Annotated in this window: 23 protein-coding genes; 17 read left to right on the plus strand and 6 right to left on the minus strand. The window is 62.6% G+C overall.

The annotated features are described in order from the left end of the window. Positions 1–39 precede the first annotated feature (39 nt). The 5 genes from mtnK (at position 40) to ACFWXH_RS00505 (ending at position 6,543) form a co-directional block, all read left to right on the plus strand. Positions 40–1,311 carry an S-methyl-5-thioribose kinase gene (gene mtnK, locus ACFWXH_RS00485; protein WP_379116559.1) on the plus strand — a complete coding sequence of 424 codons (1,272 nt, stop codon included), beginning with the start codon at positions 40–42 and terminating at the stop codon, positions 1,309–1,311. Next, positions 1,308–2,408, plus strand: coding sequence for an S-methyl-5-thioribose-1-phosphate isomerase (gene mtnA / locus ACFWXH_RS00490; RefSeq protein WP_379116561.1), 1,101 nt, complete (start codon positions 1,308–1,310; stop codon positions 2,406–2,408). The genes mtnK and mtnA overlap by 4 nt, the downstream gene beginning before the upstream one ends. 159 nt (positions 2,409–2,567) lie before the next feature. Next, positions 2,568–3,581 (plus strand): deoxyribose-phosphate aldolase, encoded by a 1,014-nt coding sequence (gene deoC, locus ACFWXH_RS00495; RefSeq protein ID WP_379116563.1) that lies wholly within the window; start codon positions 2,568–2,570, stop codon positions 3,579–3,581. A gap of 11 nt (positions 3,582–3,592) precedes the next feature. Next, the gene (locus tag ACFWXH_RS00500; RefSeq protein WP_379116565.1) at positions 3,593–5,968 is read left to right on the plus strand and encodes an aldehyde dehydrogenase family protein; all 2,376 of its coding nucleotides are present in this window, start codon (positions 3,593–3,595) and stop codon (positions 5,966–5,968) included. Positions 5,969–6,195: 227 nt separating this feature from the next. Next, positions 6,196–6,543: an ArsC family reductase gene (locus tag ACFWXH_RS00505; protein WP_054309342.1), complete on the plus strand. Its 348-nt coding sequence runs from the start codon at positions 6,196–6,198 to the stop codon at positions 6,541–6,543. Positions 6,544–6,643: 100 nt separating this feature from the next. Here the strand turns inward: ACFWXH_RS00505 and ACFWXH_RS00510 are convergent, their stop codons facing one another. The 3 genes from ACFWXH_RS00510 to ACFWXH_RS00520 all read right to left on the minus strand — a co-directional run bounded on the left by ACFWXH_RS00510 (position 6,644) and on the right by ACFWXH_RS00520 (position 9,369). Further along, positions 6,644–7,000: a DUF488 domain-containing protein gene (locus ACFWXH_RS00510; protein WP_379116567.1), complete on the minus strand. Its 357-nt coding sequence runs from the start codon at positions 6,998–7,000 to the stop codon at positions 6,644–6,646. Positions 7,001–7,054: 54 nt separating this feature from the next. Then, positions 7,055–8,311: an aminopeptidase gene (locus ACFWXH_RS00515; protein ID WP_379116569.1), complete on the minus strand. Its 1,257-nt coding sequence runs from the start codon at positions 8,309–8,311 to the stop codon at positions 7,055–7,057. A gap of 137 nt (positions 8,312–8,448) precedes the next feature. Next, positions 8,449–9,369 carry a LysR substrate-binding domain-containing protein gene (locus ACFWXH_RS00520; RefSeq protein WP_379116571.1) on the minus strand — a complete coding sequence of 307 codons (921 nt, stop codon included), beginning with the start codon at positions 9,367–9,369 and terminating at the stop codon, positions 8,449–8,451. Positions 9,370–9,459: 90 nt separating this feature from the next. On the opposite strand from ACFWXH_RS00520, the gene ACFWXH_RS00525 reads away from it, so the two are divergent. The 3 genes from ACFWXH_RS00525 (at position 9,460) to sbmA (ending at position 12,307) form a co-directional block, all read left to right on the plus strand. Continuing rightward, positions 9,460–9,657 (plus strand): hypothetical protein, encoded by a 198-nt coding sequence (locus tag ACFWXH_RS00525; RefSeq protein WP_152979739.1) that lies wholly within the window; start codon positions 9,460–9,462, stop codon positions 9,655–9,657. Between the two features lie 69 nt (positions 9,658–9,726). Next, entirely contained in the window at positions 9,727–10,923 is a 1,197-nt protein-coding gene (locus tag ACFWXH_RS00530) for a YbfB/YjiJ family MFS transporter (RefSeq protein WP_379116573.1), read from the plus strand. A gap of 106 nt (positions 10,924–11,029) precedes the next feature. Then, positions 11,030–12,307: a peptide antibiotic transporter SbmA gene (gene sbmA, locus ACFWXH_RS00535; protein WP_379116575.1), complete on the plus strand. Its 1,278-nt coding sequence runs from the start codon at positions 11,030–11,032 to the stop codon at positions 12,305–12,307. A 27-nt stretch (positions 12,308–12,334) separates the two neighbouring features. Here the strand turns inward: sbmA and ACFWXH_RS00540 are convergent, their stop codons facing one another. Continuing rightward, positions 12,335–13,336, minus strand: coding sequence for a polysaccharide deacetylase (locus ACFWXH_RS00540; protein WP_379116578.1), 1,002 nt, complete (start codon positions 13,334–13,336; stop codon positions 12,335–12,337). A gap of 241 nt (positions 13,337–13,577) precedes the next feature. On the opposite strand from ACFWXH_RS00540, the gene ACFWXH_RS00545 reads away from it, so the two are divergent. The 8 genes from ACFWXH_RS00545 (at position 13,578) to ACFWXH_RS00580 (ending at position 20,094) form a co-directional block, all read left to right on the plus strand. Next, positions 13,578–14,243, plus strand: coding sequence for a tetratricopeptide repeat protein (locus ACFWXH_RS00545; RefSeq protein ID WP_379116581.1), 666 nt, complete (start codon positions 13,578–13,580; stop codon positions 14,241–14,243). Between the two features lie 6 nt (positions 14,244–14,249). Then, on the plus strand, positions 14,250–15,686 hold the full coding sequence (der, locus tag ACFWXH_RS00550; RefSeq protein WP_379116584.1) for a ribosome biogenesis GTPase Der: 1,437 nt from the start codon (positions 14,250–14,252) through the stop codon (positions 15,684–15,686). A gap of 297 nt (positions 15,687–15,983) precedes the next feature. Next, positions 15,984–17,171: a cell wall hydrolase gene (locus ACFWXH_RS00555; RefSeq protein WP_379116587.1), complete on the plus strand. Its 1,188-nt coding sequence runs from the start codon at positions 15,984–15,986 to the stop codon at positions 17,169–17,171. 229 nt (positions 17,172–17,400) lie between these two features. Continuing rightward, positions 17,401–17,796, plus strand: coding sequence for an AtpZ/AtpI family protein (locus ACFWXH_RS00560; protein WP_379116589.1), 396 nt, complete (start codon positions 17,401–17,403; stop codon positions 17,794–17,796). Between the two features lie 68 nt (positions 17,797–17,864). After that, positions 17,865–18,629, plus strand: a complete 765-nt coding sequence (locus ACFWXH_RS00565; protein ID WP_379116591.1) for a F0F1 ATP synthase subunit A — start codon at positions 17,865–17,867, stop codon at positions 18,627–18,629. A gap of 63 nt (positions 18,630–18,692) precedes the next feature. Then, on the plus strand, positions 18,693–18,917 hold the full coding sequence (locus ACFWXH_RS00570; RefSeq protein WP_006206606.1) for a F0F1 ATP synthase subunit C: 225 nt from the start codon (positions 18,693–18,695) through the stop codon (positions 18,915–18,917). Between the two features lie 74 nt (positions 18,918–18,991). Further along, on the plus strand, positions 18,992–19,591 hold the full coding sequence (locus tag ACFWXH_RS00575; RefSeq protein WP_379116593.1) for a F0F1 ATP synthase subunit B: 600 nt from the start codon (positions 18,992–18,994) through the stop codon (positions 19,589–19,591). A gap of 11 nt (positions 19,592–19,602) precedes the next feature. After that, a complete protein-coding gene (locus tag ACFWXH_RS00580; protein ID WP_054309331.1) occupies positions 19,603–20,094 on the plus strand; it encodes a F0F1 ATP synthase subunit B in 492 nt (163 codons plus the stop codon). Between the two features lie 120 nt (positions 20,095–20,214). On the opposite strand, the gene ACFWXH_RS00585 is transcribed toward ACFWXH_RS00580, so the two are convergent. Together ACFWXH_RS00585 and ACFWXH_RS00590 are read right to left on the minus strand one after the other, a co-directional pair. Further along, complete coding sequence (locus ACFWXH_RS00585) at positions 20,215–20,886, minus strand: ribonuclease HII (protein WP_379116596.1); 672 nt, start codon at positions 20,884–20,886, stop codon at positions 20,215–20,217. A 167-nt stretch (positions 20,887–21,053) separates the two neighbouring features. Then, on the minus strand, positions 21,054–22,208 hold the full coding sequence (locus ACFWXH_RS00590) for a PA0069 family radical SAM protein (protein WP_054309329.1): 1,155 nt from the start codon (positions 22,206–22,208) through the stop codon (positions 21,054–21,056). Positions 22,209–22,354: 146 nt separating this feature from the next. On the opposite strand from ACFWXH_RS00590, the gene ACFWXH_RS00595 reads away from it, so the two are divergent. Next, complete coding sequence (locus tag ACFWXH_RS00595) at positions 22,355–22,861, plus strand: glycosyltransferase (protein WP_379116599.1); 507 nt, start codon at positions 22,355–22,357, stop codon at positions 22,859–22,861. The last annotated feature ends 7 nt before the right edge of the window (positions 22,862–22,868 follow it).

A 22,868-nucleotide genomic window follows, 5' to 3' on the forward strand; every position in this document is an offset into this window, starting at 1 on the left:
TTCGCTAACAGAAACGGGGACGCGGATCGGGAGGCCGACATGGCAAAAAATGCTTCGTTCGAGGCGCTGACGGTTCAAACTTTGCCCGCGCGGCTTGGCGCTCTGTCGGCATTGACCGATCACCTCGGCGACGATGTTGCAGCCTGGCGTGTACGCGAGGTCGGCGACGGTAATTTGAACCTCGTCTTCATCGTCGAGGGGCCGGCTGGCTCGGTTGTCGTCAAGCAGGCGTTGCCCTATGTCCGGTTGGTGGGCGAAAGCTGGCCGCTGCCACTGAAGCGCTCTTTCTTCGAATATCATGCGCTGATCAGGCAGGAAGCCCGCGCAGGCGAGGGCACGGTGCCGGCAGTGCTGTATTTCGACGAAGCGCAGGCGCTGATCGTCATGGAATATCTGACGCCGCATATCATCCTTCGCAAGGAACTGATCGCGGGCCGTGAACTGCCGCGCATCGGCGTGGACCTTGGCCTGTTCGTGGCGCGCACGCTGTTCCGCGGTTCGGACCTGCATATGGCGGCGCGCGATCGCAAGGCTGACCTCGCCCTCTTCGCCGACAATGTCGAACTGTGCGACATCACCGAGAACCTGGTTTTCACCGATCCTTATTTCGAAGCGAAGCTGAACCACTACACGCCGGCGCTCGACCCGCTTGTTGCCGAACTGCGTGCCGACCGCGACCTCAAGGTGGAAGCGCAGCGCCTGAAGCATCTGTTCGCGGCAAACGCCGAAACGCTGCTGCATGGCGATCTCCACACCGGCTCCGTCATGGTGACGGAGACGGACACAAGAGTCATCGATCCCGAATTCGCTTTCTACGGGCCGATGGCGTTCGACGTCGGCATGCTGCTGGCCAATTTCTGGATGTCTTACTTCTCGCAAAGCGGACACGAGCAGAACGGCTCGCGCGAAAGCATGCGCGCCTATCTGCTCGAGACGGTCACTTCGATCTGGGCTGTCTTCCGCACCGAGTTCTCGCGCCTTTGGCGCAGCGAGCGCACTGGCATGCTCTATGCCCGCAGCCTGTTCGAGGACCGCGGCGATCCGCTCGGCGCCGAGCAGGCGCTTGACCGCATTCTGAACGACATCTGGCAGGATCTCTTGGGGTTCGCTGGCGTCGAATGCCACCGCCGCATCCTCGGTCTCGCTCACAATGCCGATTTCGAGACCATCGAGGACGAAGCCAGTCGCGCCGTCTGCGAGGCCAAGGCGCTGCGTTTCGGCCGCCATATCGCGGTCAACCGCCGCGCCATCCACAGCATTGAAGAGGTCAACGCGTTCGCCGCGCTGATCGAAAAAGGAGCATACGCGTGAACGTCGGCGGCAAGCATTTTCGCACCATCTGGCTGAACGAGGACGGCCGCTCCGTCGACATCATCGATCAACGCTGGCTGCCGCACGAATTCCGCGTCGTCACCTTGTCGACGGTGGAGGATGTCGCCGTTGCCATCCGTGACATGTGGGTGCGTGGCGCTCCTCTGATCGGCGTTACCGCAGCCTATGGCATGGCGATCCAGATGTTGGCCGATGCATCGGACGCTTCCCTCGATGCCGCCTGGGAAAAGCTCCACGAGACCCGCCCAACGGCGATCAATCTGCGCTGGGCGCTCGACGAGATGCGCAAGCTCCTGAAACCGTTGCCGGTTTCCGATCGTGTCGCCGCCGCCTACAAGCGCGCCGCCGAGATCGCAGACGAGGATGTCGAGCTTAACCGCTCGATCGGCGGCAACGGCCTCGCCATCATCAAGGAGATCGCCGCCAGGAAAAAGCCGGGCGAGCGCGTCAACATCCTCACCCATTGCAACGCTGGCTGGCTGGCGACGGTCGACTACGGCACCGCCACCGCCCCGATCTATCTGGCGGTCGAGGCCGGCATCCCGGTCCACGTCTATGTCGACGAGACGCGCCCACGCAACCAGGGTGCCCAGCTCACCGCCTGGGAAATGGCCGGGCATGGCGTGCCCCATACCTTGATCGTCGACAATGCCGGCGGTCATCTCATGCAGCATGGCGACGTCGACATGGTCATCGTCGGCACCGACCGCACCACCGCCAATGGGGATGTCTGCAACAAGATCGGCACCTACCTGAAGGCGCTCGCCGCGAAGGACAACGACATTCCCTTCTATGTCGCCTTGCCGTCGCCGACCATCGACTGGACCGTTTCCGATGGGCTGGCCGAAATCCCGATCGAAGAGCGCTCCGGCGAAGAGGTCTCCTATGTCCAGGGTAAGACCGAAACCGGCGAGATCGCCCGCGTGCGGGTATCGCCTGAGGCGTCGCCAGCCGGCAATCCGGCCTTCGATGTGACGCCGGCGCGTCTCGTCACCGGCCTGATTACGGAACGTGGTGTCGCCAACGCTTCTCGCGATGGACTGGCTGCCTTGTTTCCGGAGCGCAAGCAAGGCTAACGCCGTACCTCGGCTGTCTCCCGCTTCCATTCAACTCTGACCTGTCGTGAGCGCGCCTTGGCTGATTGAGCCTTGGCGGGCCTCACGATTCGCGCAATATGGACGTTTCGGCGCGGTCGTCCTTTTGCTGTCACCGTCCGGGCGTATGGGAGGTGTGAGATGAATGTCGTCGACAAACACAGGGGTGGCCAAGCGACCGGCGCTGCCGCCTTCGCCAACCAGCCGCACCCATACAACCCGCCGATCCCGTTTTCACTGGACCCGATCGAGGCTGTCCGCGTCAATCTGAGCGCAGCCGAACGGCGCACGTCGTCACTCGGCGGCCGCCGCACGGTGAAGAAGGAATGGCAGGCCGCCTGGCTGGTGCGCGCGCTGCAATGCATCGACCTCACCACGCTGAACGGTGACGACACCGCCGGCCGCGTGCGCCGGCTCTGCGCCAAGGCGCGCCAGCCACTGCGCGCCGACCTGCAGGAAGCGCTCGGCCTCGGTGACCGCACCATCACCACCGGCGCTGTCTGTGTCTATCATCGTTTCGTCGCCACTGCCGTCGATGCGCTTCAGGGCTCGGGAATTCCCGTCGCCGCCGTCTCCACCGGCTTCCCGGCCGGTCTTTCGCCGCTCGACACGCGCTTGAAGGAAATCGAGGCTTCCGTCGCCGACGGCGCGGAGGAGATAGACATCGTCATCACTCGCGAACATGTGCTGACCGGCAACTGGCAGGCCCTCTATGACGAGGTGAAGGCCTGCAAGGAAGCTTGTGGGCCGGCGCATATGAAGACCATCCTGGCCACCGGCGATCTGCAGACCTTGCGCAATGTGGCCCGTGCCTCCTGGGTTTCGATGATGGCCGGGTCTGACTTCATCAAAACGTCTACCGGGAAGGAGGCGATCAACGCCACGCTGCCGGTCACGCTGGTGATGATCCGCGCCATCCGCGACTATCGCGAGATGACCGGCCACGTTGTCGGCTACAAGCCGGCCGGCGGCATCTCCACCGCCAAGGACGCGATGGCCTATCTGGCGCTGATGAAGGAAGAGCTCGGCAACGACTGGCTGCAGCCCAATTTGTTCCGTTTCGGCGCGTCGTCCTTGCTCGCCGACATCGAGCGCCAGCTCGAACATTATGTCACCGGTCGTTACGCGGCCTTCAGCCACCACGCGATGGCGTAACGGGGGTCTCCATGTCGATCGCAGAAATCCTGGACACGATGGAATACGGCCCGGCGCCCGAGAGCGACAAGGAAGCCCGCGCCTGGATCAAGGGGCTTGGCGGCGAAACCAGGCTGTTCATCGGTGGCGCCTGGAAAAAGGCCAAGTCGGGCGAAAGCTTCGAAACCACGTCGCCGTCGAATGGCGAGGTCCTGACCAGGCTGGCGCAGGCGAATGCCGCGGACGTCGATGCCGCGGTCAAGGCCGCTGCCAAGGCGCAGCCCGGCTGGGCTGCACTTCCAGGCCATGTCCGGGCCCGTTACCTCTATGCGATCGCCCGTCTCATCCAGCGCCACAGCCGCCTGTTTGCGGTGGTGGAGACGCTCGACAACGGCAAGCCGATCCGCGAAACCCGCGACATCGACATCCCGCTGGTCGCCCGCCATTTTTATCATCATGCCGGCTGGGCGCAGCTGATGGATGGCGAACTGGCCGACAAGGAGCCGCTCGGCGTCTGCGGCCAGATCATTCCCTGGAATTTCCCGCTTCTGATGCTGGCCTGGAAGATCGCGCCGGCGATCGCGCTCGGCAACACGGTGGTGCTGAAGCCGGCCGAATACACGTCACTTACAGCGCTGCTGTTCGCCGAGATCTGCCAGAAGGCCGGCCTGCCGGAAGGCGTGGTCAACGTCATCACCGGCGACGGTGCTACCGGCGAGGCCATCGTCAATCACCCGGGGGTCGCCAAGATTGCCTTCACCGGTTCGACCGAGGTCGGGCGCCGCATCCGCGAGGCGACTGCCGGTTCGGGCAAGAGCCTGACCCTGGAGCTCGGCGGCAAGTCGCCGTTTATCGTCTTCGACGATGCTGACCTCGATGCCGCGGTTGAAGGCGTTGTCGACGCCATCTGGTTCAACCAGGGCCAGGTCTGCTGCGCCGGTTCGCGCCTCCTGGTGCAGGAGAGCGTGCAGGAGCGTTTCATCGCGAAGCTGGTTGCGCGCATGGAGACGCTGCGTGTTGGCGACCCGCTCGACAAGGCGATCGACATCGGTGCCATCGTGCACCCGGTGCAGTTGGCGCGCATCCGCGAACTGGTCGATGTCGGCGTCAAGGAAGGTGCCGTTCTGCATCAACCCAAATCCGGCGTGCCGGCAAAGGGGTGTTTCTACCCACCGACGCTGCTCACCGGCGTGCATCCGGCTGCCACCGTTTCGCGCGTCGAGATCTTCGGACCGGTGCTTGTCGCCACCACCTTCCGCACCCCGACTGAGGCGGTCGAACTCGCCAACAACACCGAATACGGCCTCTCCGCCTCGATCTGGTCGGAGACGCTGTCGCTGGCGCTGGACATTGCGCCCAAGCTGAAATGCGGTGTCGTCTGGGTCAATGGCACCAATATGTTCGACGCCGGCGTCGGCTTCGGCGGTTACAAGGAATCCGGCTATGGCCGCGAGGGCGGCCGCGAGGGCCTTGCCGCCTATTGCAAGCCGAAATGGCTGGCCAAGGCCAAGCCGATTGCCGCTACGCCGGCCGTCGAGCCCAATGGCGATGTTGTCTCCACTGGCTTCATCGACCGCACTGCCAAACTCTATGTCGGCGGCAAGCAGGCCAGGCCGGACGGTGGTTATTCGCGCCCGATCGTCTCGCCTTCCGGCGCGCTTGTCGGCGAGGTCGGCGATGGCAACCGCAAGGATATCCGCAACGCCGTGGAGGCCGCGCGCAAGGCGACAGGCTGGGCGACGACCGCCGAGCACAACCGCGCGCAGATCCTCTATTACATCGCCGAAAATCTCGACGCGCGCTCGGGCGAGTTCGCCGACCGGCTCGCGGCGATGACCGGCAAGCGCAAGCAGGATGCGGCAAAAGAGGTTGCCGCCTCCGTGTCGCGGCTGTTCTCCTACGGCGCCTGGGCCGACAAGTTCGAAGGCGCGGTACACAAGCCGCCGCTGCGCGGCGTGGCGCTCGCCATGAACGAGCCGGTCGGTGTCCTGGGCATCGCCTGCCCGGAAGACCATGGCCTGCTCGGTTTCGTCTCGACCTTTGCGCCGGCGATCGCCATGGGCAACCGGGTTGTCGTTCTGCCATCATCGCGCCAGGCGCTTGCCGCCACCGATTTCTACCAGGTGCTGGAGACGTCCGATGTACCGGACGGCGTCGTCAACATCGTCACCGGCGATCGTGACGCGCTGGCGCTCGAATTGGCCAAGCACGAGGAAGTCGACGGCATCTGGTATTTCGGTGGCCGCGATGCGGCGGCCGAGATCGAAAAGGCCTCGACTGGCAACCTCAAGCACGTCTGGACCGAGACGGTTCAGCGTGACTGGTATGACGGACGCCAGGGCGAGGGCAGGGAACTGCTTTCCCGCGCCGTTCAGGTGAAAAACATCTGGGTGCCATACGGCGAGTAGCGCCCATTCCTTCCCCCCGTTCACGGGGGTCCGAAGGACGGGCGAGACGCGTGGCTCACCCCGATAAAGGTGGCCGGAGAGGGTGAGGGGCGGCACTAAGCAGGCAGAGGTCGGCTCTGTCCCTCTCTGTCCTGCCGGCCCGTAAGCGAGGCGAGAGAAGCAGCTTCGATGCGGCGCAGCCGCTGCGAATCGGCTAACCGGTATCCGACGAACCGAGGAACCCAGCCTTGACCATCACCATGTACGGCATCCCGAACTGCGACACGATCAAGAAGGCGCGCGTCTGGCTGGACGGCCACAAGGTCGGCTACGCTTTCCATGACTATCGCGCCTCGGGCATCGAGCCTGATCGCCTGCAGGGTTGGATCGAAAAGCTTGGCTGGGAAGTGCTGCTCAACAAGGCGAGCACTACGTTCAGAGAGTTGCCGGATGACAAGAAACAAGGCATCGACGCCAAGAAAGCCAAGGCGCTGATGCTGGCCAGCCCGACCATGATCAAGCGTCCCGTACTCGAAGCAGGCGACCGGCTGCTGGTCGGCTTCAAGCCGGATATCTACGAACGCGAACTCGGTTAGAGCGCTGCGCGTCCATTCGGACGCGCAGAGGACGCTCTAACATTTTTGAAGCGGCGCATCGTGCTTTCCGAAAATCGGATCCGATTTTCGGGCCGATGCGCTAAGCCTGTTCGCGAAGATAGCCCGCCAGCGCCACCGCATTGTTGTAGCGTTCTTCATGCGCGCCGTAGAGCAAGGTGATACGGCCGTGCTCCAGCAGGCTGGCCAGTTCGCGCAGCGGCTCCTGCTTGTCGGTCAGTTCTCCCTGATATCGTTTCTGGAATTCCTCCCAGCGTTCGGGCTTGTGATCGAACCATTTGCGCAAGGCATCGCTCGGCGCGATGTCCTTCAGCCACAGTGTCAGTGCCGCCTTTTCTTTGGTCAGGCCGCGCGGCCAGACCCGGTCGACCAGCACGCGCTGGCCGTCTGAAGCCGCGGCCGTCTCGTAGACGCGTTTGACCACGATGTCGAAAGCCATGGGCGACTCCATGATGTCGGGCGGGACAGCCCGCCCGACCGTGTTAGAGCGAGGTCAGGCCCACTCGCCCTGGCGCATCACCGGAACGGTGCTGCCGTCCTTGTTGACGCCGTCGATGTCGACCTTGTTCGAGCCGATCATCCAGTCGATGTGGATGAAGCTCTTATTGCCGCCCCGCGCCGCGATCTCGTCCTGCGAAAGCTTGTCGCCACCGACGAAACATTTCGAATAGCACTGGCCGAGCGCGATGTGGCACGAGGCGTTTTCATCGAACAGCGTGTTGTAGAACAGGATGCCGCTCGCCGAGATCGGCGAGGAGTGCGGCACCAGCGCCACTTCGCCAAGCCTGCGCGCGCCCTCATCAGTGTCCAGCACCTTCTGCAGCACGTCCTCGCCCTTGGCGGCCTTCGCCTCCACGATGCGGCCTTCCTCGAAACGCACCGAGATCTCGTCGATCAGCGTGCCCTGGTAGGACAGCGGCTTGGTCGAGGAAACATGGCCGGTCACGCGCCGCGCATGCGGCGTGGTGAAGACTTCCTCGGTAGGGATGTTGGGATTGCAGGTGATACCGTTCTTGGCGGTGGAAGCGCCACCCATCCACTCGTGCCCGTCGGCAAGGCCAACAGTCAGGTCGGTGCCAGGACCCTTGAAATGCAGGGCGTGGAAGTTGTGCCCATTCAGCCATTTCGTGCGTTCGGCCAGCGCGGCGTTGTGCGCCTTCCAGGCTCCGATCGGATCGTCATTGTCCACGCGGCTGGCCGCGAATATCGCGTCCGCCAGCTTGGCGACCGCCACGTCATCGGTTTCACCGGGGAACACCTGCTTCGCCCAGGCGAGTTCCGGATAGGCGACGATGTTCCAGTTGATGTCGAAGCCGGTGATCTTTTCCAGCGCCGGCTGGTAAGCAATCGAGTTCGCCTTGTTGGCACGCGAGACCTTGGCTGGATCCTGGGCGGACAACAGCGAGGGGTCGTCGCCACGCACGGCTAGCCGCGCGGCGTTGTTGGAGAAGGCCTTGGCCATGCCTTCGTAGAGCCAGCCGGCGGCGCGGTCGAAGCCGGCGTCGGCGCCATAGCGGAAGCGGGCCAGCGTGATCTCGTCGTCGTTGAAGATCGGCGTCACCAACCCGGCGCCTGCCTTGTAGGCATGCTCGACGATCTTGCGAGTCAGTGGCAGCGCGGCGATCGAGGAGGTCAGCACCAGATCCTGGCCAGGCTGCAGCTGCAAACCAACCTTGACCACCACTTCGGCCAGGCGTTCGAGCTTCACCGGATCGATGGCAGCGGAAAAATCGCGGGCGTGGGATGTCATGGTCTGGCCTCGGCTGTTGGTGATGTCATTCTACATAGACCGCCGGGGCGTCGCTTTCCACATCGCATCGACCCGAAAATCGGCCATCGATCTTCGGAAAGCACGATGCGCAGCAAAGAGACGATTGGTCCTCGGGGTCAGGCGGCTGCGGGCTCGCTCGGCGTGGCAAAGGTTGCCATGGTCACTTCGATCTCCTCGCGCAGCCATGCCTTGAAGTCGCGCACCTTGCGGCTTTCCGGTTCTTCCGGGTCCGTCACCATCCAATAGCCGAGCCCGCTTGGCGCGCGCACGCCGAAGGGGGCCACCAGGCGACCGTCGGCCAGGGCATCGGCGCATAGCAATTGCCAGCCCAGCATGACGCCATGGCCGGCAATCGTCGATTCCAGGCACAGCATCGGGTCAGTGAAGGAAGCGCCCTTGAGCAGTGTCACGGGCTCGGCGCCGGCGACCCTGAACCAGTTCTCCCAGGCGATCATCGTGCGCTCGTCGGTGATCGCATAGGCATTGGCCAGATCGGCGGGGGTCTTCAGTTTTGCTGCGATCGACGGCGCGCAAACCGGGAAGATCTCCTGCGCCAGAAGCAGTTCCGCATGCAGGCCCGGCCATTTGCCGTTGCCGAGCCGGATTCCGATATCGATTTCGGAATTGCCGGGATCGACCAGCCTGACAGAAGCGTCGATGCGCAGGAGAACATTGGGGTAACGCGTGAAATGCCGCGAAAGCCTCGGCATCAGCCATTTCGAGGCGAAAGCCGGCGCCACCGATACCACCAGCGTACAGCGCGATGCGTCGTCGGCGAGCGCTACGGCTTGCGTCAGTTCGCGAAAACCCCTGGCCAAGCGGGTCGCGAACTGGCTGCCGAAATCTGTCAGCACAAGGCCGGACGTCGTGCGCTCGAACAGCGCGAGCCCAAGCTGCCTCTCGGTACGGTTGATCTGCTGGCTGACCGCGCTCGGCGAAACGCCAAGCTCGCCGGCCGCAGCTGACAGCGAGCCCAGACGTGCGACGGCCTCTACGGCACGCAGGCCATTGAGATGGATTCGGTTCAACGGAGCCATGAAGTTTTTCTAAACCCACGCCGCGCAAATCTCAATTGAATCCACGCAGTTTGGTGGCAGAATCCCGACTGAGAAAGAGGAGCTGCCGCCATGACGCTTTTCTCCTTGCTGAACCCGTTCAGGGAATTCTTGCCGTCTCGTCCAACCGAAGGGGATATCGCCGGCTGGGTGCGCGACCCGCTTTCGCATCCGGTGCTCGATTCCATGTCGGAGCGTGAACTGGGCGACATGCCGTTCAGGCTGACCGCGCGGCGGACGGCTTTCGAGACGGCAAGATGCGGCGCATGACGCAAACGGCGCGACTGGCCTAAGCGAAACGCATTGCCTCGCAGGCGCACGCTTTTATTGTGCACTGCAATGAACGCGACCTCGGCCTCACCGCTACGCTTTGCCTTTGCCGGCATGATCGCAATGGCGGTCGCCATGGGTATCGGTCGTTTCGTCTATACGCCGATCCTGCCTGGCATGATGGAGGAACTCCATCTGTCCGCAGGCGATGCCGGCCTGATCGCCTCACTCAACTATCTCGGCTATCTGCTCGGTGCGTTCGCCGCCGCCGGCGGCTGGGCGCATGGCCGCGAGCGCCCGATCATGCTGGCTTCGCTGGCTGCGAGCGGCATCCTGGCTGGCCTGATGGGTTTCACGGATTCGACGCTGGCCTTCCTCGTGATCCGCTTCCTTGCCGGTGTCGCCAGCGCTTTCGTCATCGTATTCCTGGCGGCGATCGTCTTCAGCCATCTTGCCGTGGCCGGGCGCAACGGGCTGCAGGCACTGCATTTCAGCGGCGTCGGCCTTGGCATTGCCGTCTCTTCCCTGATGATGGCCCTGCTGGTGAGTAGCCACGCCACCTGGGTAGCCGGTTGGATGATGGCTGCGTCGCTTTCCCTCGTGGGTTTCGTCGCGACGGTTTTGATGATCGATCGTGGCCCGGCGCTGGCCGGCGGTTCGGGACGGGAGCCAGCTTTGAAGTGGAGTGCGCCGCTGGTGAAGGTCACCATCGCCTACGGCCTGTTCGGCTTCGGTTACATCATCACCGCCACCTTCCTAGTCGCCATCGTGCGTCAGGGCGGTGGCAGCCGCACCTTTGAGGCGATGGTCTGGATGGTGACTGGACTTGCCGGCATGCCTTCGATCTGGCTGTGGCAGAAGATCGCCGGCAGGACCGGGCTGTATATCGCCTATGCCTTGGCGTCCCTGGTCGAGGCAGTGGGCGTGACCGCCAGCGTGGCGATGAGCTTGCCCATCGGACCCTTGCTTGGCGGGTTCTTCCTCGGTTGCACCTTCATCGCCATCACCGCGCTAGGCCTCCAGGCGGGCAGGGTGCTGTCACCACAGTCGCCGCGCCGCGCCTTCGCGCTGATGACTGCCAGTTTCGGCATCGGTCAGTTGATCGGCCCGCTGGTTGCGGGCGTGCTGGCCGAACGTTCGGGCGGCAGTTTCTTTGTGCCTTCGATCGCCGCAGCCGTCGTTCTGGTCATCTCAGCGGCGATTGTCTGGTCAGCTGGCCGAGACGTCAAACAGCAAGCGCAAGAAGAAGCGCGCTCGCCAACGTGACGAAAATGTAATTCGCCGGCGAGCCGCCGCACCATTTCTTTGCCGCAAAAACTGTGACTTGATGCTTGCGAATCGCAACCGCGCATCATCTGGGGGTAGGCAAACCGTGTTCGTATCTTTCTTCCCGAGGCCGAAGCTGTTTTTTATCTCGGCTGCGGCGTGGTCGCTTTTCCTGATCTTGTTGTGGTTTTTCGGCGGACAGCAATTTGGCTCGATGCTTGGGCTTGGACCTGCTGATCCTGCCACGCCGCCGATCATCGGCATCAGCGTGTTTTGGTCGAAGCCGTTCCTGTGGTTCTACATCTACTATGCCCTGAGTGTCCTTGTGTTCTATGCATTCTGGGCCTGGTTTGCGCCTCACCCGTGGCAGAACTGGTCAATCCTCGTCACGTCGCTGATCCTGTTCCTGATCTATTTCACCGTCCAGGTGAGCGTGGCCGTAAACAACTGGTACGGACCGTTTTACGACTACGTCCAAGGCCTGATGTCGGGGACGAGGCAGTCAACCAATGCGGAGTACTATTGGGGGATGGCCAGTTTCGCCTGGTTGGCGCTGGTCGGCATGAATGTGCAGGTCATCAATATCTTCATCGTCCAGCACTGGATCTTCCGCTGGCGCACCGCCATGAATGATTATTTCATGACGAACTGGGACAAGCTGCGTCACATCGAGGGTGCTGCGCAGCGCGTTCAGGAAGACACCATGCGCTTTTCCCAGATCATGGAAGACCTGGGTTCTTCATTCGTGCAGTCGATCATGACACTGATCGCATTCTTGCCTGTCCTGATCCAGCTACAGCAGCACATCACGGAATTGCCGCTTGTCGGCGCCATTCCCCAACCACTTGTCTTTGCGGCCTTGGCCTGGTGTTTTTTTGGTACCATTGCCGTCATGGTGGCGGGCATCAAACTGCCAGGCCTGCAATTCCGCAACCAGCGCGTCGAAGCCGCCTATCGCAAGGAACTCGTCTATGGCGAGGATCATGCCGACAGGGCGCAGCCTGTCACGACCAGGGAATTGTTCGCCAACGTTCGCCGCAACTATTTCCGGCTCTATGGGCACTATGTCTATTTCAACATCGTCCGCTACACGTATCTCCAGGCGGACAATATCTATTCCGGTCTGATCCTGGGCCCGTCGCTGGTCGCGCATAAGATAACGTTCGGCGTGTTCAGCCAGATCTCCAATGCCTTCGGACGGGTTACCAACTCGCTGCAGTTCCTGCTCAATTCCTGGTCGACCATCGTCGAGCTTCAGTCGATCCACAAGCGCCTGCGCGCCTTCGAAGCGACGCTGGCGGGCGAGCCTCTGCCGGATATCGATCAGCACTATCTGGACCGTCAGGGCGATGGCATGCGGCCCGAAGACCAGCCGGCCTCCTGATCGGAAGCGAGAAACGATGTGGGCGGCTCAGCCGCCCACTGTTGCCGGCTTTGTCGGTTTGCCACGAGCCAGATAGTCGCGATAGCTGATGCATTCGACATCGGCTTTTACGCAGACCTCACCGGCGAAACGCTCCAGGGCGTTCCAGTAGGTGCCGTCGTTCATCAGCGTGAAGTGGAAGCCGAGCTCGAGCGGAATGCGCTTACCCTTATATTGCTTGTCGAAGGCAGCGCGGAACGCTTCGTAGGTCCGATCTTCGAATTCCTTGGCCTGGCTTGGCCGTTCGAAGCCGCCGGAATGGCGAACGAACAGATTGTAGTCCATGGCAATGACAGGGCGCCGCTTTGGCCCCTCCGGGATCAGCGGCAGCGAAAAACGGGTCACGCCACCTGACGTCGTCGGCAAAGCGGGGCCTTGCGAGACACCGCTGGCATCATAGGTGAAGCCCGCTTGCGGCAACGCCAGATAGAGGCCTTTGCCCGTCGACAGATAAGGGGCACGGAAGCCGCTCACCGCTTTGGCAAGATCGCGCCAGCCGGCAGGCTCGGCGTCGATGCCGTTGATTGTGTAGGCATTCTCCAGGATGCGCCGCGCGGCCGCAAGCTCGGCCAGCCAGTCGCTCTTGCTCCAGTCCTTGCCGTCGAAATGGCCGCAGGCATGGCTGCCGAGATCATGCCCTTCTGCGACCGCAAGATTGATCTGCTCCAGTCGCTCCGCCACTTCTTCCTTGGAGGCGGCAAAGCCGATGTTCGATTTTCCGGTTCCCTTGGGAGGCGCCACATAGTCCTTGCGGGTCTCCTTCGAGAGAAGGAACACACAGGACAGGAAATAGCTGAAATGCGCGCCGGTGCGCTGCGCCAGCGCGCGACTGCGTTTCCATTGCGCAATGTCACGCGCATTGTCGAAGGAGATGATGACGACTTGCTTTGGCGCGGCCGGGGCTCGCGATCGTGGGGGATCGGCAAGCGCCGCCGTCGCTGTGGCGGTGATCAGACTGGAATACGCAAGAACGCGGAATGGACTGGGCATCGTCGGTACAAAAACTACAATTCGTCCAGATGGATAAGCGATTGGCGCTGCCCGGGCAATGGTGGCACCTCGATCGCCTAATCTTGAAATGTGGCGCCGGTGCGTTTTTTCAAATGAGGAGGAGGCGGGCGAGAACGCCGATTTTCCGGCTCCCCCCTTCCATGCCGACAAAATTCCGCTACAAGGCGGGGCTCATCTTTTGGCTCGGCACCTGTTTGGCCGGGCGGCAATGGTTTGATTGATGTCCGACGACAGTTTTATCCGCGAAGTCAACGAAGAGATCCGCAGCGAGCGTGCCAAGGCGTTGTGGGATCGCTTTGGCCCTATCCTGATTGGCGCTGCCGTGCTGATCGTGCTTGGCACCGCTGCCTTCGTCGGCTACCGCTATTGGGACTCCAGCCGCGCGAACCGTTCCGGTGACGCTTTCTCTCAGGCGTTGACGCTTGCCAATGACGGCAAGCAGGATGAGGCGCTGACTGCGCTTTCCACGCTGGAAAAGGATGGCTACGGTGCCTATCCGCTTCTTGCCCGTATGCGCGCCGCCACCGTCAAGGCCGACAAGGGCGACTTCGCCGGTGCGGTGAAGGATTTCGACGATGTCGCCGCCGATGGCTCGATCCCGGCTTCGATCCGCGACATAGCCCGCCTGCGCGCCGGCCTGCTTCTGGTCGATCACGGCAGCTTCGCCGACGTCTCCAGCCGCGTTGAGGCGCTGACCGCCGACACCAGCCCGTTGCGCCATACCGCGCGCGAAACGCTTGGTCTGTCGGCCTGGAAGGAAGGCAAGTCGAAGGACGCGCTCAAGCTCTTCGAACAGATCGCCGCGGATGAGGGCGCGCCGGGGAATGCGCGCCAGCGCGCCTCGATGATGGCCGATCTGATCCGCGGCTCCGGCAACGCATCGTGATGGGCAATGAGCTTCAAAGTCGCCATCATCGGCCGGCCTAACGTCGGCAAGTCCACGCTTTTCAACCGCCTTGCCGGTCGAAAGCTGGCCCTTGTCGACGACACGCCTGGTGTCACCCGCGACCGCCGCGTTCATCCTGCCAAGCTCTACGACATCACATTCGACGTGGTGGACACCGCCGGCTTCGAGGACGCACCGGCATCGACGCTGCCCGGCCGCATGCGCCAGCAGACCGAGATCGCCATCCGCGAGGCCGACCTCATCTTTTTCCTGATGGATGCCAAGGCCGGCCTGATGCCGGACGACCGGACCTTCGCCGAGGTCGTGCGCCGTTCCGGCAAGCCGGTCGTGCTGGTTGCCAACAAAGCAGAAGCGCGGGGTGCCCAGGGTGGCATGCTGGAAGCCTGGGAACTCGGCCTTGGCGAACCGGTGCCGGTTTCAGCCGAACACGGCCAGGGCATGCCGGATCTGCGTGATGCAGTGATCGAGGCGCTCGGTGAAGAACGGGTGTTCGGCGAGGACGAGGACGCCGACGACGAGATTGCCGTCTCCGAAGTGCTGATCGGCGAGGACATCGCCGATCCGGACGCGGAAGATGTGCCAGCCTATGACGAGGCAAAGCCGCTGCGCATTGCTGTGGTCGGCCGGCCTAACGCCGGCAAGTCGACCCTGATCAATGCGCTGATTGGTGAGGAGCGCCTGCTGACCGGACCGGAAGCAGGTATCACGCGCGATTCCATCTCCGTCGATTGGGATTGGCGCGGTCGCCAGATCAAGCTGTTCGATACCGCCGGCATGCGCCGCAAGGCCAAGGTTCAGGAAAAGCTGGAGAAGCTGTCGGTCACCGATGGCCTGCGGGCGATGCGTTTCGCGGAAGTCGTCATCATCGTTCTCGACGCGACGATCCCATTCGAGAAGCAGGATCTGCAGATTGCCGACCTGATCATCCGCGAGGGCAGGGCGCCTGTTATCGCTTTTAACAAGTGGGATCTGATCGACCATCCGCAGGAAGTGCTGGCGGATCTGCGCGAAAAGACGGAGCGACTGCTGCCGCAAGCGCGCGGCATTCAGGCCGTCACCGTTTCGGCCGAGACTGGGCGTGGCCTCGACAAGCTGATGGATGCCGTCGTGCGCACCCACAAGGTCTGGAACAGCCGCGTCTCCACCGGCAAGCTGAACCGCTGGCTGGAAGGCATCCTGGCGCATCATCCGCCGCCCGCCGTCGCAGGTCGCCGGCTCAAGATCAAATATGTGACTCAGGCCAAGACGCGCCCGCCTGGATTTGTCGTCTCGTGCTCGCGGCCGGACGCTCTGCCGCAATCCTACGTGCGCTATCTGGTCAACAGCCTGCGTGAAGCCTTCGACATGCCCGGCGTGCCCATCCGCATGGCTCTGCGCACATCGGACAATCCTTTCGCCGGCCGCGCCAGGAAGAAGAACTGAACTTCAGCTCTTGTTGTCAGACGACGCTGCGCAGGTGTGTCTGGCTTTGATTGTCAGGCGATGCCGTACGTGCCGCCTGCAGCAGGGTATCGGCCAGCCGTTGCGTGACTGGGCCGGCATCCGGCTGGTCGCTGTAATGTGCGTCCTCTCTGCCTTGTTGATCCTGCTTGAGCGGAACCTCGGGCGTAAATTGCCGTCCCGTTTTCAGACAGGTTCGCGACGATCATTAACCGACCATCAAGGTTAATGCTTCATTTTGCTTTCCAGTGGGTTTTGATCAGCGTCCTGGAGAGTTCCGTGCATCGACGATTCGCAAAGCGGCTTCTCGCCGCCGCCGGTGACCGCAAGCGTTCTCTCCTCCCTTCACTGGCTGTCGGCCTGGGCATCTGGATCGGTTTTCCGACAGCTGTCGCCTATTCGGACATGACCAGCCTGATTTCAGGTCTCGGATCCTCCAATGCCCGTTGGAATGCCTATGTGCAGAAGGCAGCCGCCGGTTCCATCCATGCTGCCGAACTGCCCTTCGTCGATAAGGATGCCATCACCGGATCGCTCGCAGGTTCCGGTGTCAGCCTGCCTGGTGTCGGCACGGTCGCCTTCAGCGGCAAGGTCGCGAAAACCGGAGAGGTTTCCGACGAAGCCCGTGTGCAGCGCGCTGACAAGAAAGGCCGCATCGTCAAGATCGCGCCGGTGGCGCCGCCGAAGAATTTCTCCGCCGGTTCCATCTTCCAGCGGACCTCTTCGCTGTTGCGCCCAAGCCTTGACAGTGGGCTGAAACTGGCTTTCGCCAAGCCCGATATCAAGGGCAAGGAAGTCCAGATCGCCTCGGCCTTCCATCTGCGCGAGGAGAAGAAGAAGGACGACGGCGTGTCGTCGATGCTGGCCGGCCTCATCACCAACCAGAATGCCGACGTTCTCGCCACGGCCTATGCGCCAGCCGAGCCGGATTACGCCAAGGCGTCACCTTTCGAAGCTTTGCTGCAGGACGAGAAGCCGAGCGGCGGCCGTTTCATTCCCCCCATGGGCAAGGGCGATCACGCCTGGATGCAGAACCCGTTGCCGGCTTCGGTCTTTTCTAAGCCCGAGCAGAAGTGCCTCGCCAACGGCATTTATTTCGAAGCCCGCAGCGAATCGCTGCGCGGTCAGGCCGCCGTTGCCCAGGTCATCCTCAATCGCGTCCGCAATCCCGCCTATCCGAAGTCGATCTGCGGCGTCGTCTATCAGAACGACGACTGGCTGAACCGTTGCCAGTTCTCCTTCGCCTGTGACGGCCGTCGCAAACGCATCACGGAACCGGAGCATTACAAGGTCGCCCAGGAAATCGGCATGGCCGTCACAGCCGGCAAGATCTTCCTGCCTGAAGTCGGCTCCTCGACGCACTATTATGCCGCCTACGTAAGCCCTGGCTGGGCGCGGGCGATGAAGAAGATGACGAGGATCGGCCTGCACATCTTCTACCGCACCTATGGCGGCGGCTGGAGCTGAGCCGGCAAGACCGGCTTTCAGGGCCGGTCGGAGGGACAGATTCTCTCCCCATCCTGTCCACTTCATGTCGGGCACGATGTCGCACTTGCTTAAGCAATTGATTTAGCTGCGGAAAATACTTGCCGACAAAGCTTCCCCCTCGGCTTGACGGGGGGAAGGCCTCTAACTATGTTGCCCGCGACTTGAAAGCGGGCGAACGGCGACGTTTTGGCCGGGCAGGGAGGTTGCGATGGCCGATAAGAACAGGCCAAGCGGAACCGGACGGACAGGCGGCGACGCCGAGCCGAGCTTTCACGACGACGATCTTGAGCGCCGTCGGCGCGCACTTGAAGCAGGTCTTGCGACAAGGCGCCCGGACCGGGGCCAGGGGGAAGAAGCAAAGAATGCCGGCGGCACCTCCGGGTATGGCCAGGCTTTCAAGCTGTCGAGCGAGTTCATTGCCGGCATAGCCGTCGGCACCGGGCTGGGCTGGATGGTCGATCGTCTGGCGGGTTCATCGCCCTGGGGGTTGATCGTTGGCTTGTTGCTCGGCTTCGGAGCCGGCATATTGAATGTGCTGCGTTCTGCGGGGGCTGTCGCCGAGTTTGGACAGGGCGATAAGCGTCCGGACGAACCGAAGAAGTAAAGAACGGCCTCGTTTCGAAGCCGGACTGAATGCAAAAAGCCTGATTTGGCTTTCGAGAGGGTTAGAAAGTGGCAGCAGCTGACAAGGTCGATCCGATCCATCAGTTCCACATCAACAACATCGTTCCGCTGAACATCGGCGGCTACGATGTTTCCTTCACCAATTCCGCGCTGTTCATGGTTGTCACCGTGGTGCTGGCATCGGGCTTCCTGCTCCTGACCACTTCCGGCCGCGCGCTGATCCCGACCCGTCTGCAGTCGGTGTCGGAGATGTCCTACGAATTCGTCGCCTCGATGCTGCGCGATTCCGCCGGCTCGCATGGCATGAAGTTCTTCCCGTTGGTGTTCTCGCTGTTCATGTTCGTGCTGACCGCGAATCTGCTCGGTCTGTTCCCCTACTTCTTCACGGTCACCACCCACATCATCATCACCTTCGCGCTGGCCGCATTGGTGATCGGCACCGTGATCGTCTACGGTTTCTACAAGCATGGCTTCGGCTTCCTGAAGCTGTTCGTGCCAAGCGGCGTGCCTGGCATTCTTCTGCCGCTGGTGGTTGCGATCGAGGTCATTTCGTTCCTCTCGCGTCCGATCAGCCTCTCTGTTCGTCTCTTCGCCAACATGCTGGCCGGTCACATCACGCTCAAGGTCTTCGCCGGCTTCGTGGTGACGCTCACCTCAATGGGTGCCGTCGGCATCGCCGGGGCCGTGCTGCCGCTGATCATGACGGTCGCCATCACCGCGCTCGAAGTGCTGGTCGCCTTTCTGCAGGCCTATGTCTTCGCGGTGCTGACCTGCATGTATCTCAACGACGCCGTCCATCCGGGCGGACACTAGCCAATACCCGGCCTAACCGCCGGCCAACCCAACCAATCCAGATTCATCAAGGAGTTAATTAAAATGGACGCTGAAGCCGCAAAGTACATCGGTGCTGGTATCGCTTGCCTGGGCATGGGCGGCGCAGGCATCGGCCTCGGCAACATCTTCGGCAGCTACCTGGCTGGCGCTCTGCGCAACCCGTCGGCTGCCGACGGCCAGTTCGGCCGTCTGATCTTCGGCTTCGCCGTGACTGAAGCTCTGGGCATCTTCTCGCTGCTCATCGCCCTGCTGGCGCTGTTCGGCTGATACAAGCCTGATGCCGGCCGGCGGCGCGAAAGCTGCCGGTCCCAGTCTCAGGTCAGAATGACAGGAACCACGAGATGTTCGTGACACCAGCCTATGCTGAAGAGGCCGCGCCTGCCGCTGCCGGCGATCATGCCGCGCAAGGTGAGACGCACGCCGGCACCGAAGTGCCAGCCGAAGGCGGCCATGGCGGAAACACGTTCCCGCCTTTCAACCCAGCCACCTTCTCCTCGCAGCTGTTCTGGCTGGTGATCACCTTCGGCCTGTTCTACATCTTCCTGAAGAAGGTCGTGATGCCGCGTCTCGGCGGCATTCTTGAAGTGCGCTCCAACCGCATTGCTCAGGACCTGGACCAGGCAGCCAAGCTGAAAGGCGAGGCGGACGCTGCGGTTGCTGCGTATGAGCAGGAGCTGGCAGAGGCCAAGGCCAACGCCAACACGATCGGCCAGAAGTCCCGCGACGAAGCCAAGGCGGAAGCCGAGGCTGCACGCAAGGACGTCGAAGCCGGCCTCGAGAAGAAGCTGGCGGAAGCCGAAGAGCGCATCACCGCGATCAAGACAAGCGCCATGAAGGATGTCGGCTCGATTGCCGAGACGACCGCCTCCGCCATTCTCGAAAGCCTGGTCGGCAAGTCTGACAAGGCCGAAGTGGCTGCCGCTGTCAAAGCCGCTCGCTGAGGAGACCCGTCATGGACGCCACATCTCTCGCGACAGTCTGGGCAACGATTTCGCTGTTCATCCTGCTCGGTGCCATGATCTATCTCAAGGTACCGGGTACGCTGGCGAAGTCGCTCGATACCCGCGCCGACAAGATTCGCTCCGAACTGGAAGAAGCTCGCAAGCTGCGCGAAGAAGCGCAGGCGCTGCTGGCTGAATACCAGAAGAAGCGCAAGGAAGCCGAAAAGGAAGCCGCCGACATCGTCGAGGCAGCCAAGCGCGAAGCCAAGGCTTTCGCTGAGGAAGCGCACAAGAAGACCGAGGATTATGTCTCGCGCCGCACCGCGGTTGCCGAGCAGAAGATCGGTCAGGCCGAGCGTGAAGCGATTGCCGAGGTCCGGGCCAGCGCGGTCGATCTGGCGGTCGAGGCTGCCCGCACGGTTCTCGCCGGCAAAGTTGACGCCAAGGCCGCTGCCGACCTGTTCAAGACCTCGCTGCAGGACGTGAAGTCCAAGCTCAACTGAGCCGCTCACTCTTAGGCCTGCATGGTCTACTGAGACTATCAAAGCCGCTGGTAAATCCGGCGGCTTTTTTCTTTCAGGGTTTGGCCAGGCTGCTTATTGCGCCTTCGAAGAGGCCGGCGCTCAGTCTTCGATCGGCACCGCATCGAGACGAAACGGCGCAAACGAGACCCGGTGCAGCCGATGAAGGGGGCCATGGGCCGCGATGGCAGACCGATGGCGTGCCGTGGCGTAGCCCATATGCAGCTCGAAGCCGTAATGCTCGTGGCGACGGCCGCAGCCAGTCATCATGCGGTCGCGCATCACCTTGGCGACGATCGATGCCGCCGCGATCGATTGCGAACGTTGGTCACCTTTGACCAGAGCGCGTCCCTCACACGGTAGGCCCGGTGGAATGTCTCGGCCGTCTGCCAGCGCCAGCTTCGGCCGTACTGAAAGCCCGTTCAACGCCCGCCGCATTGCTTCCAGGCTCGCCCGCAGGATGTTGGAGCCGTCGATGCCTTCGGCACAGATCGAAGCCATGCCGATCGCCTGCGCCTTGGCCAGGATGATTTCGAACAGCGCCTCGCGCTGTGGCAGCGTCAGCCTTTTGGAATCATCCAGGCCTTCGGGAATGTCGTTGGGGTTGAGCACGACAGCGGCGGCAACGACCGGGCCAGCGAGGGGCCCGCGGCCCGCTTCGTCCATGCCGGCAATCGGCCACAGGCCTTGGGCGATAGCCTTCTTCTCGATCGAGAAGTCCGGCTTTTCGACGATTTCAAACAAAAGCGGAGAATCGGGACGCATGCGAGCCATGATACGGCGAAGACTCGCACCGCTCCCGATTCTCCGCAAGCCCTCAGACCAGCCGGGGTAGCTGTCGGAGGGCACCGTCTGACGGCCGGGGGACAGGGCCGGACGGGATCTTCTGCTCAGGCAATTCATCGACACCTGAGCGGCAGGGGCGGTCCTGCCGGAGTGGTCTACAGCAACGTCAGCTGTTCGAACGGGCGCGTGGCCGGAACGAATTGGTCCGTCCTCAACTGCCGCCGCTCCAGATTGAGGCCAAGCCGCTTGGCCGCGATCTCGAATCGCCGGCCGATCTGCCAGGCGTAGGGGCCGGCGCCTTTCATGCGTTTGCCCCATTCGGAATCGTAATCCTTGCCGTCGCGCATCGAGCGGATCAGCGACATCACGTGCCGGTAACGGTCCGGATAATGCCTCAGCAGCCAGTCCTTGAAGATCGGGCTGACCTCCAGAGGCAGGCGCAGCACCACGTAACCCGCCTCACGCGCCCCAGCGGCGTAGGCGGAATCCAGGATGCGTTCGATCTCGGGATCATTGAGGCCGGGAACGATCGGCGCCACCATCACGGAGGCAGGAATGCCGGCGTCCGACAATTGCTGGATTGCCTCCAGCCGTTTGGTCGGCGTCGAGGCGCGCGGCTCCATCGTGCGGGCAAGCATGCGATCCATCGTCGTCACGGACAACGCCACCTTGGCTAGCCCGCGCTCCGCCATACGGGACAGGATGTCGATGTCACGCGTCACCAGCGCCGATTTGGTGACGATGCCGACCGGGTGGCCGCGCGCCTCCAGCACTTCCAGGATCTCGCGCATGATACGGTATTGCCGTTCGATCGGCTGGTAGGGGTCGGTGTTGGTGCCGATGGCGATGGTGCGTGGCTGGTAGCCTTCCTTGGACAGCTCCTTGTCGAGCAGGCGCGCCGCGTCGGGCTTGGCAAACAGCTTGGCTTCGAAATCGAGCCCGGCCGAAAGTCCCATGAAGGCGTGCGTCGGCCTTGCAAAGCAATAGACGCAGCCATGTTCGCAGCCGCGGTAGGGATTGATCGACCGGTCGAAGGAAATGTCGGGCGATTCATTGCGCGTGATGATGGTGCGTGGCTTCTCCACCTGCACCTCGGTTTTGAACGGGGGCAGCTCTTCCAGCGACTCCCAGCCATCGTCGAAGACATGGCGGCTGACCGGTTCGAAGCGGCCGGACGGGTTGATGCCCGCAGAGCGGCCGCGATTGCGCTCGGGGCGCACGCGCATTCCACTCTGCTCCATGATGGCGTTTGCCATATCGGCCCTTCCAGCGCCGAAAGCGGCAATGTCGGCACGCACGACCTGTTCCATCTTGGCTCTTTCCCAGGGGCTCTCTGCGGGGCGTCGAATCGCTGTTCTCATGAAATTATTCCTATCCGCATTATGAGAACAAATCAAGAACTTCGATAAGCGAAGATGACTGGCGTCTGTCGCGGCTTTCCGCTATTTCGGCAGGAATGCTCAGTGTCCTGATCGAAACGCGCAATGACGAAGAGCGGTTGGCGCGCACGCTGGCGTCGCTGGTCGGCGGCGTCGTGGAAGGCATGGTGCGCGAGGTGATCGTCTGCGATCTGGGCTCGACCGACCAGACCGCCAAGGTGGCGGAACACGCCGGCTGCCGTTATCTGACGGCAGGGGGGATCGGCGCCGGCATTGCTGCGGCCAAAGGCGACTGGCTGTTGCTTCTGGAACCTGGCGCCAGGCTCGTGGAGGGCTGGGCGGACGTGGTCGCCGACCATGTCGCGCATTCGGAGAAGCCGGCACGATTCTCGCAGGCGCGAGGCGCTCGCGGATCTTGGTTCACAGGGCTGCTTTCGCGGCGACGCGCCGTTGCGAATGGCCTGATCATCACATGCAAACAGGCGGCCGCATCGCAGCAGATCGCGAACGGTGCGCAGGCGCTCGCCGCCAGCGTGCGCGCCGTGGTGCTGCCTGCAGACATCTGGCCGGTTCCCGGCCGCTGAAGGCCGC

The organism is Mesorhizobium sp. NPDC059054, from assembly GCF_042739215.1.
Classification (GTDB): Bacteria; Pseudomonadota; Alphaproteobacteria; order Rhizobiales; family Rhizobiaceae; genus Mesorhizobium.

What these genes read in the sequence shown, in the direction of transcription:
- ACFWXH_RS00560 (WP_379116589.1), top strand. Translation starts at nt 17,401, where the DNA reads ATGGCCGATAAGAACAGGCCAAGCGGAACCGGACGGACAGGCGGCGAC.
- deoC (WP_379116563.1), top strand. Translation starts at nt 2,568, where the DNA reads ATGAATGTCGTCGACAAACACAGGGGTGGCCAAGCGACCGGCGCTGCC.
- ACFWXH_RS00570 (WP_006206606.1), top strand. Translation starts at nt 18,693, where the DNA reads ATGGACGCTGAAGCCGCAAAGTACATCGGTGCTGGTATCGCTTGCCTG.
- ACFWXH_RS00575 (WP_379116593.1), top strand. Translation starts at nt 18,992, where the DNA reads ATGTTCGTGACACCAGCCTATGCTGAAGAGGCCGCGCCTGCCGCTGCC.
- ACFWXH_RS00595 (WP_379116599.1), top strand. Translation starts at nt 22,355, where the DNA reads ATGCTCAGTGTCCTGATCGAAACGCGCAATGACGAAGAGCGGTTGGCG.
- ACFWXH_RS00585 (WP_379116596.1), bottom strand. Translation starts at nt 20,886, where the DNA reads ATGGCTCGCATGCGTCCCGATTCTCCGCTTTTGTTTGAAATCGTCGAA.
- ACFWXH_RS00515 (WP_379116569.1), bottom strand. Translation starts at nt 8,311, where the DNA reads ATGACATCCCACGCCCGCGATTTTTCCGCTGCCATCGATCCGGTGAAG.
- mtnK (WP_379116559.1), top strand. Translation starts at nt 40, where the DNA reads ATGGCAAAAAATGCTTCGTTCGAGGCGCTGACGGTTCAAACTTTGCCC.
- ACFWXH_RS00510 (WP_379116567.1), bottom strand. Translation starts at nt 7,000, where the DNA reads ATGGCTTTCGACATCGTGGTCAAACGCGTCTACGAGACGGCCGCGGCT.
- ACFWXH_RS00500 (WP_379116565.1), top strand. Translation starts at nt 3,593, where the DNA reads ATGTCGATCGCAGAAATCCTGGACACGATGGAATACGGCCCGGCGCCC.
- ACFWXH_RS00520 (WP_379116571.1), bottom strand. Translation starts at nt 9,369, where the DNA reads ATGGCTCCGTTGAACCGAATCCATCTCAATGGCCTGCGTGCCGTAGAG.
- ACFWXH_RS00580 (WP_054309331.1), top strand. Translation starts at nt 19,603, where the DNA reads ATGGACGCCACATCTCTCGCGACAGTCTGGGCAACGATTTCGCTGTTC.
- ACFWXH_RS00590 (WP_054309329.1), bottom strand. Translation starts at nt 22,208, where the DNA reads ATGGAACAGGTCGTGCGTGCCGACATTGCCGCTTTCGGCGCTGGAAGG.
- ACFWXH_RS00540 (WP_379116578.1), bottom strand. Translation starts at nt 13,336, where the DNA reads ATGCCCAGTCCATTCCGCGTTCTTGCGTATTCCAGTCTGATCACCGCC.
- ACFWXH_RS00525 (WP_152979739.1), top strand. Translation starts at nt 9,460, where the DNA reads ATGACGCTTTTCTCCTTGCTGAACCCGTTCAGGGAATTCTTGCCGTCT.
- ACFWXH_RS00530 (WP_379116573.1), top strand. Translation starts at nt 9,727, where the DNA reads ATGAACGCGACCTCGGCCTCACCGCTACGCTTTGCCTTTGCCGGCATG.
- ACFWXH_RS00545 (WP_379116581.1), top strand. Translation starts at nt 13,578, where the DNA reads ATGTCCGACGACAGTTTTATCCGCGAAGTCAACGAAGAGATCCGCAGC.
- der (WP_379116584.1), top strand. Translation starts at nt 14,250, where the DNA reads ATGAGCTTCAAAGTCGCCATCATCGGCCGGCCTAACGTCGGCAAGTCC.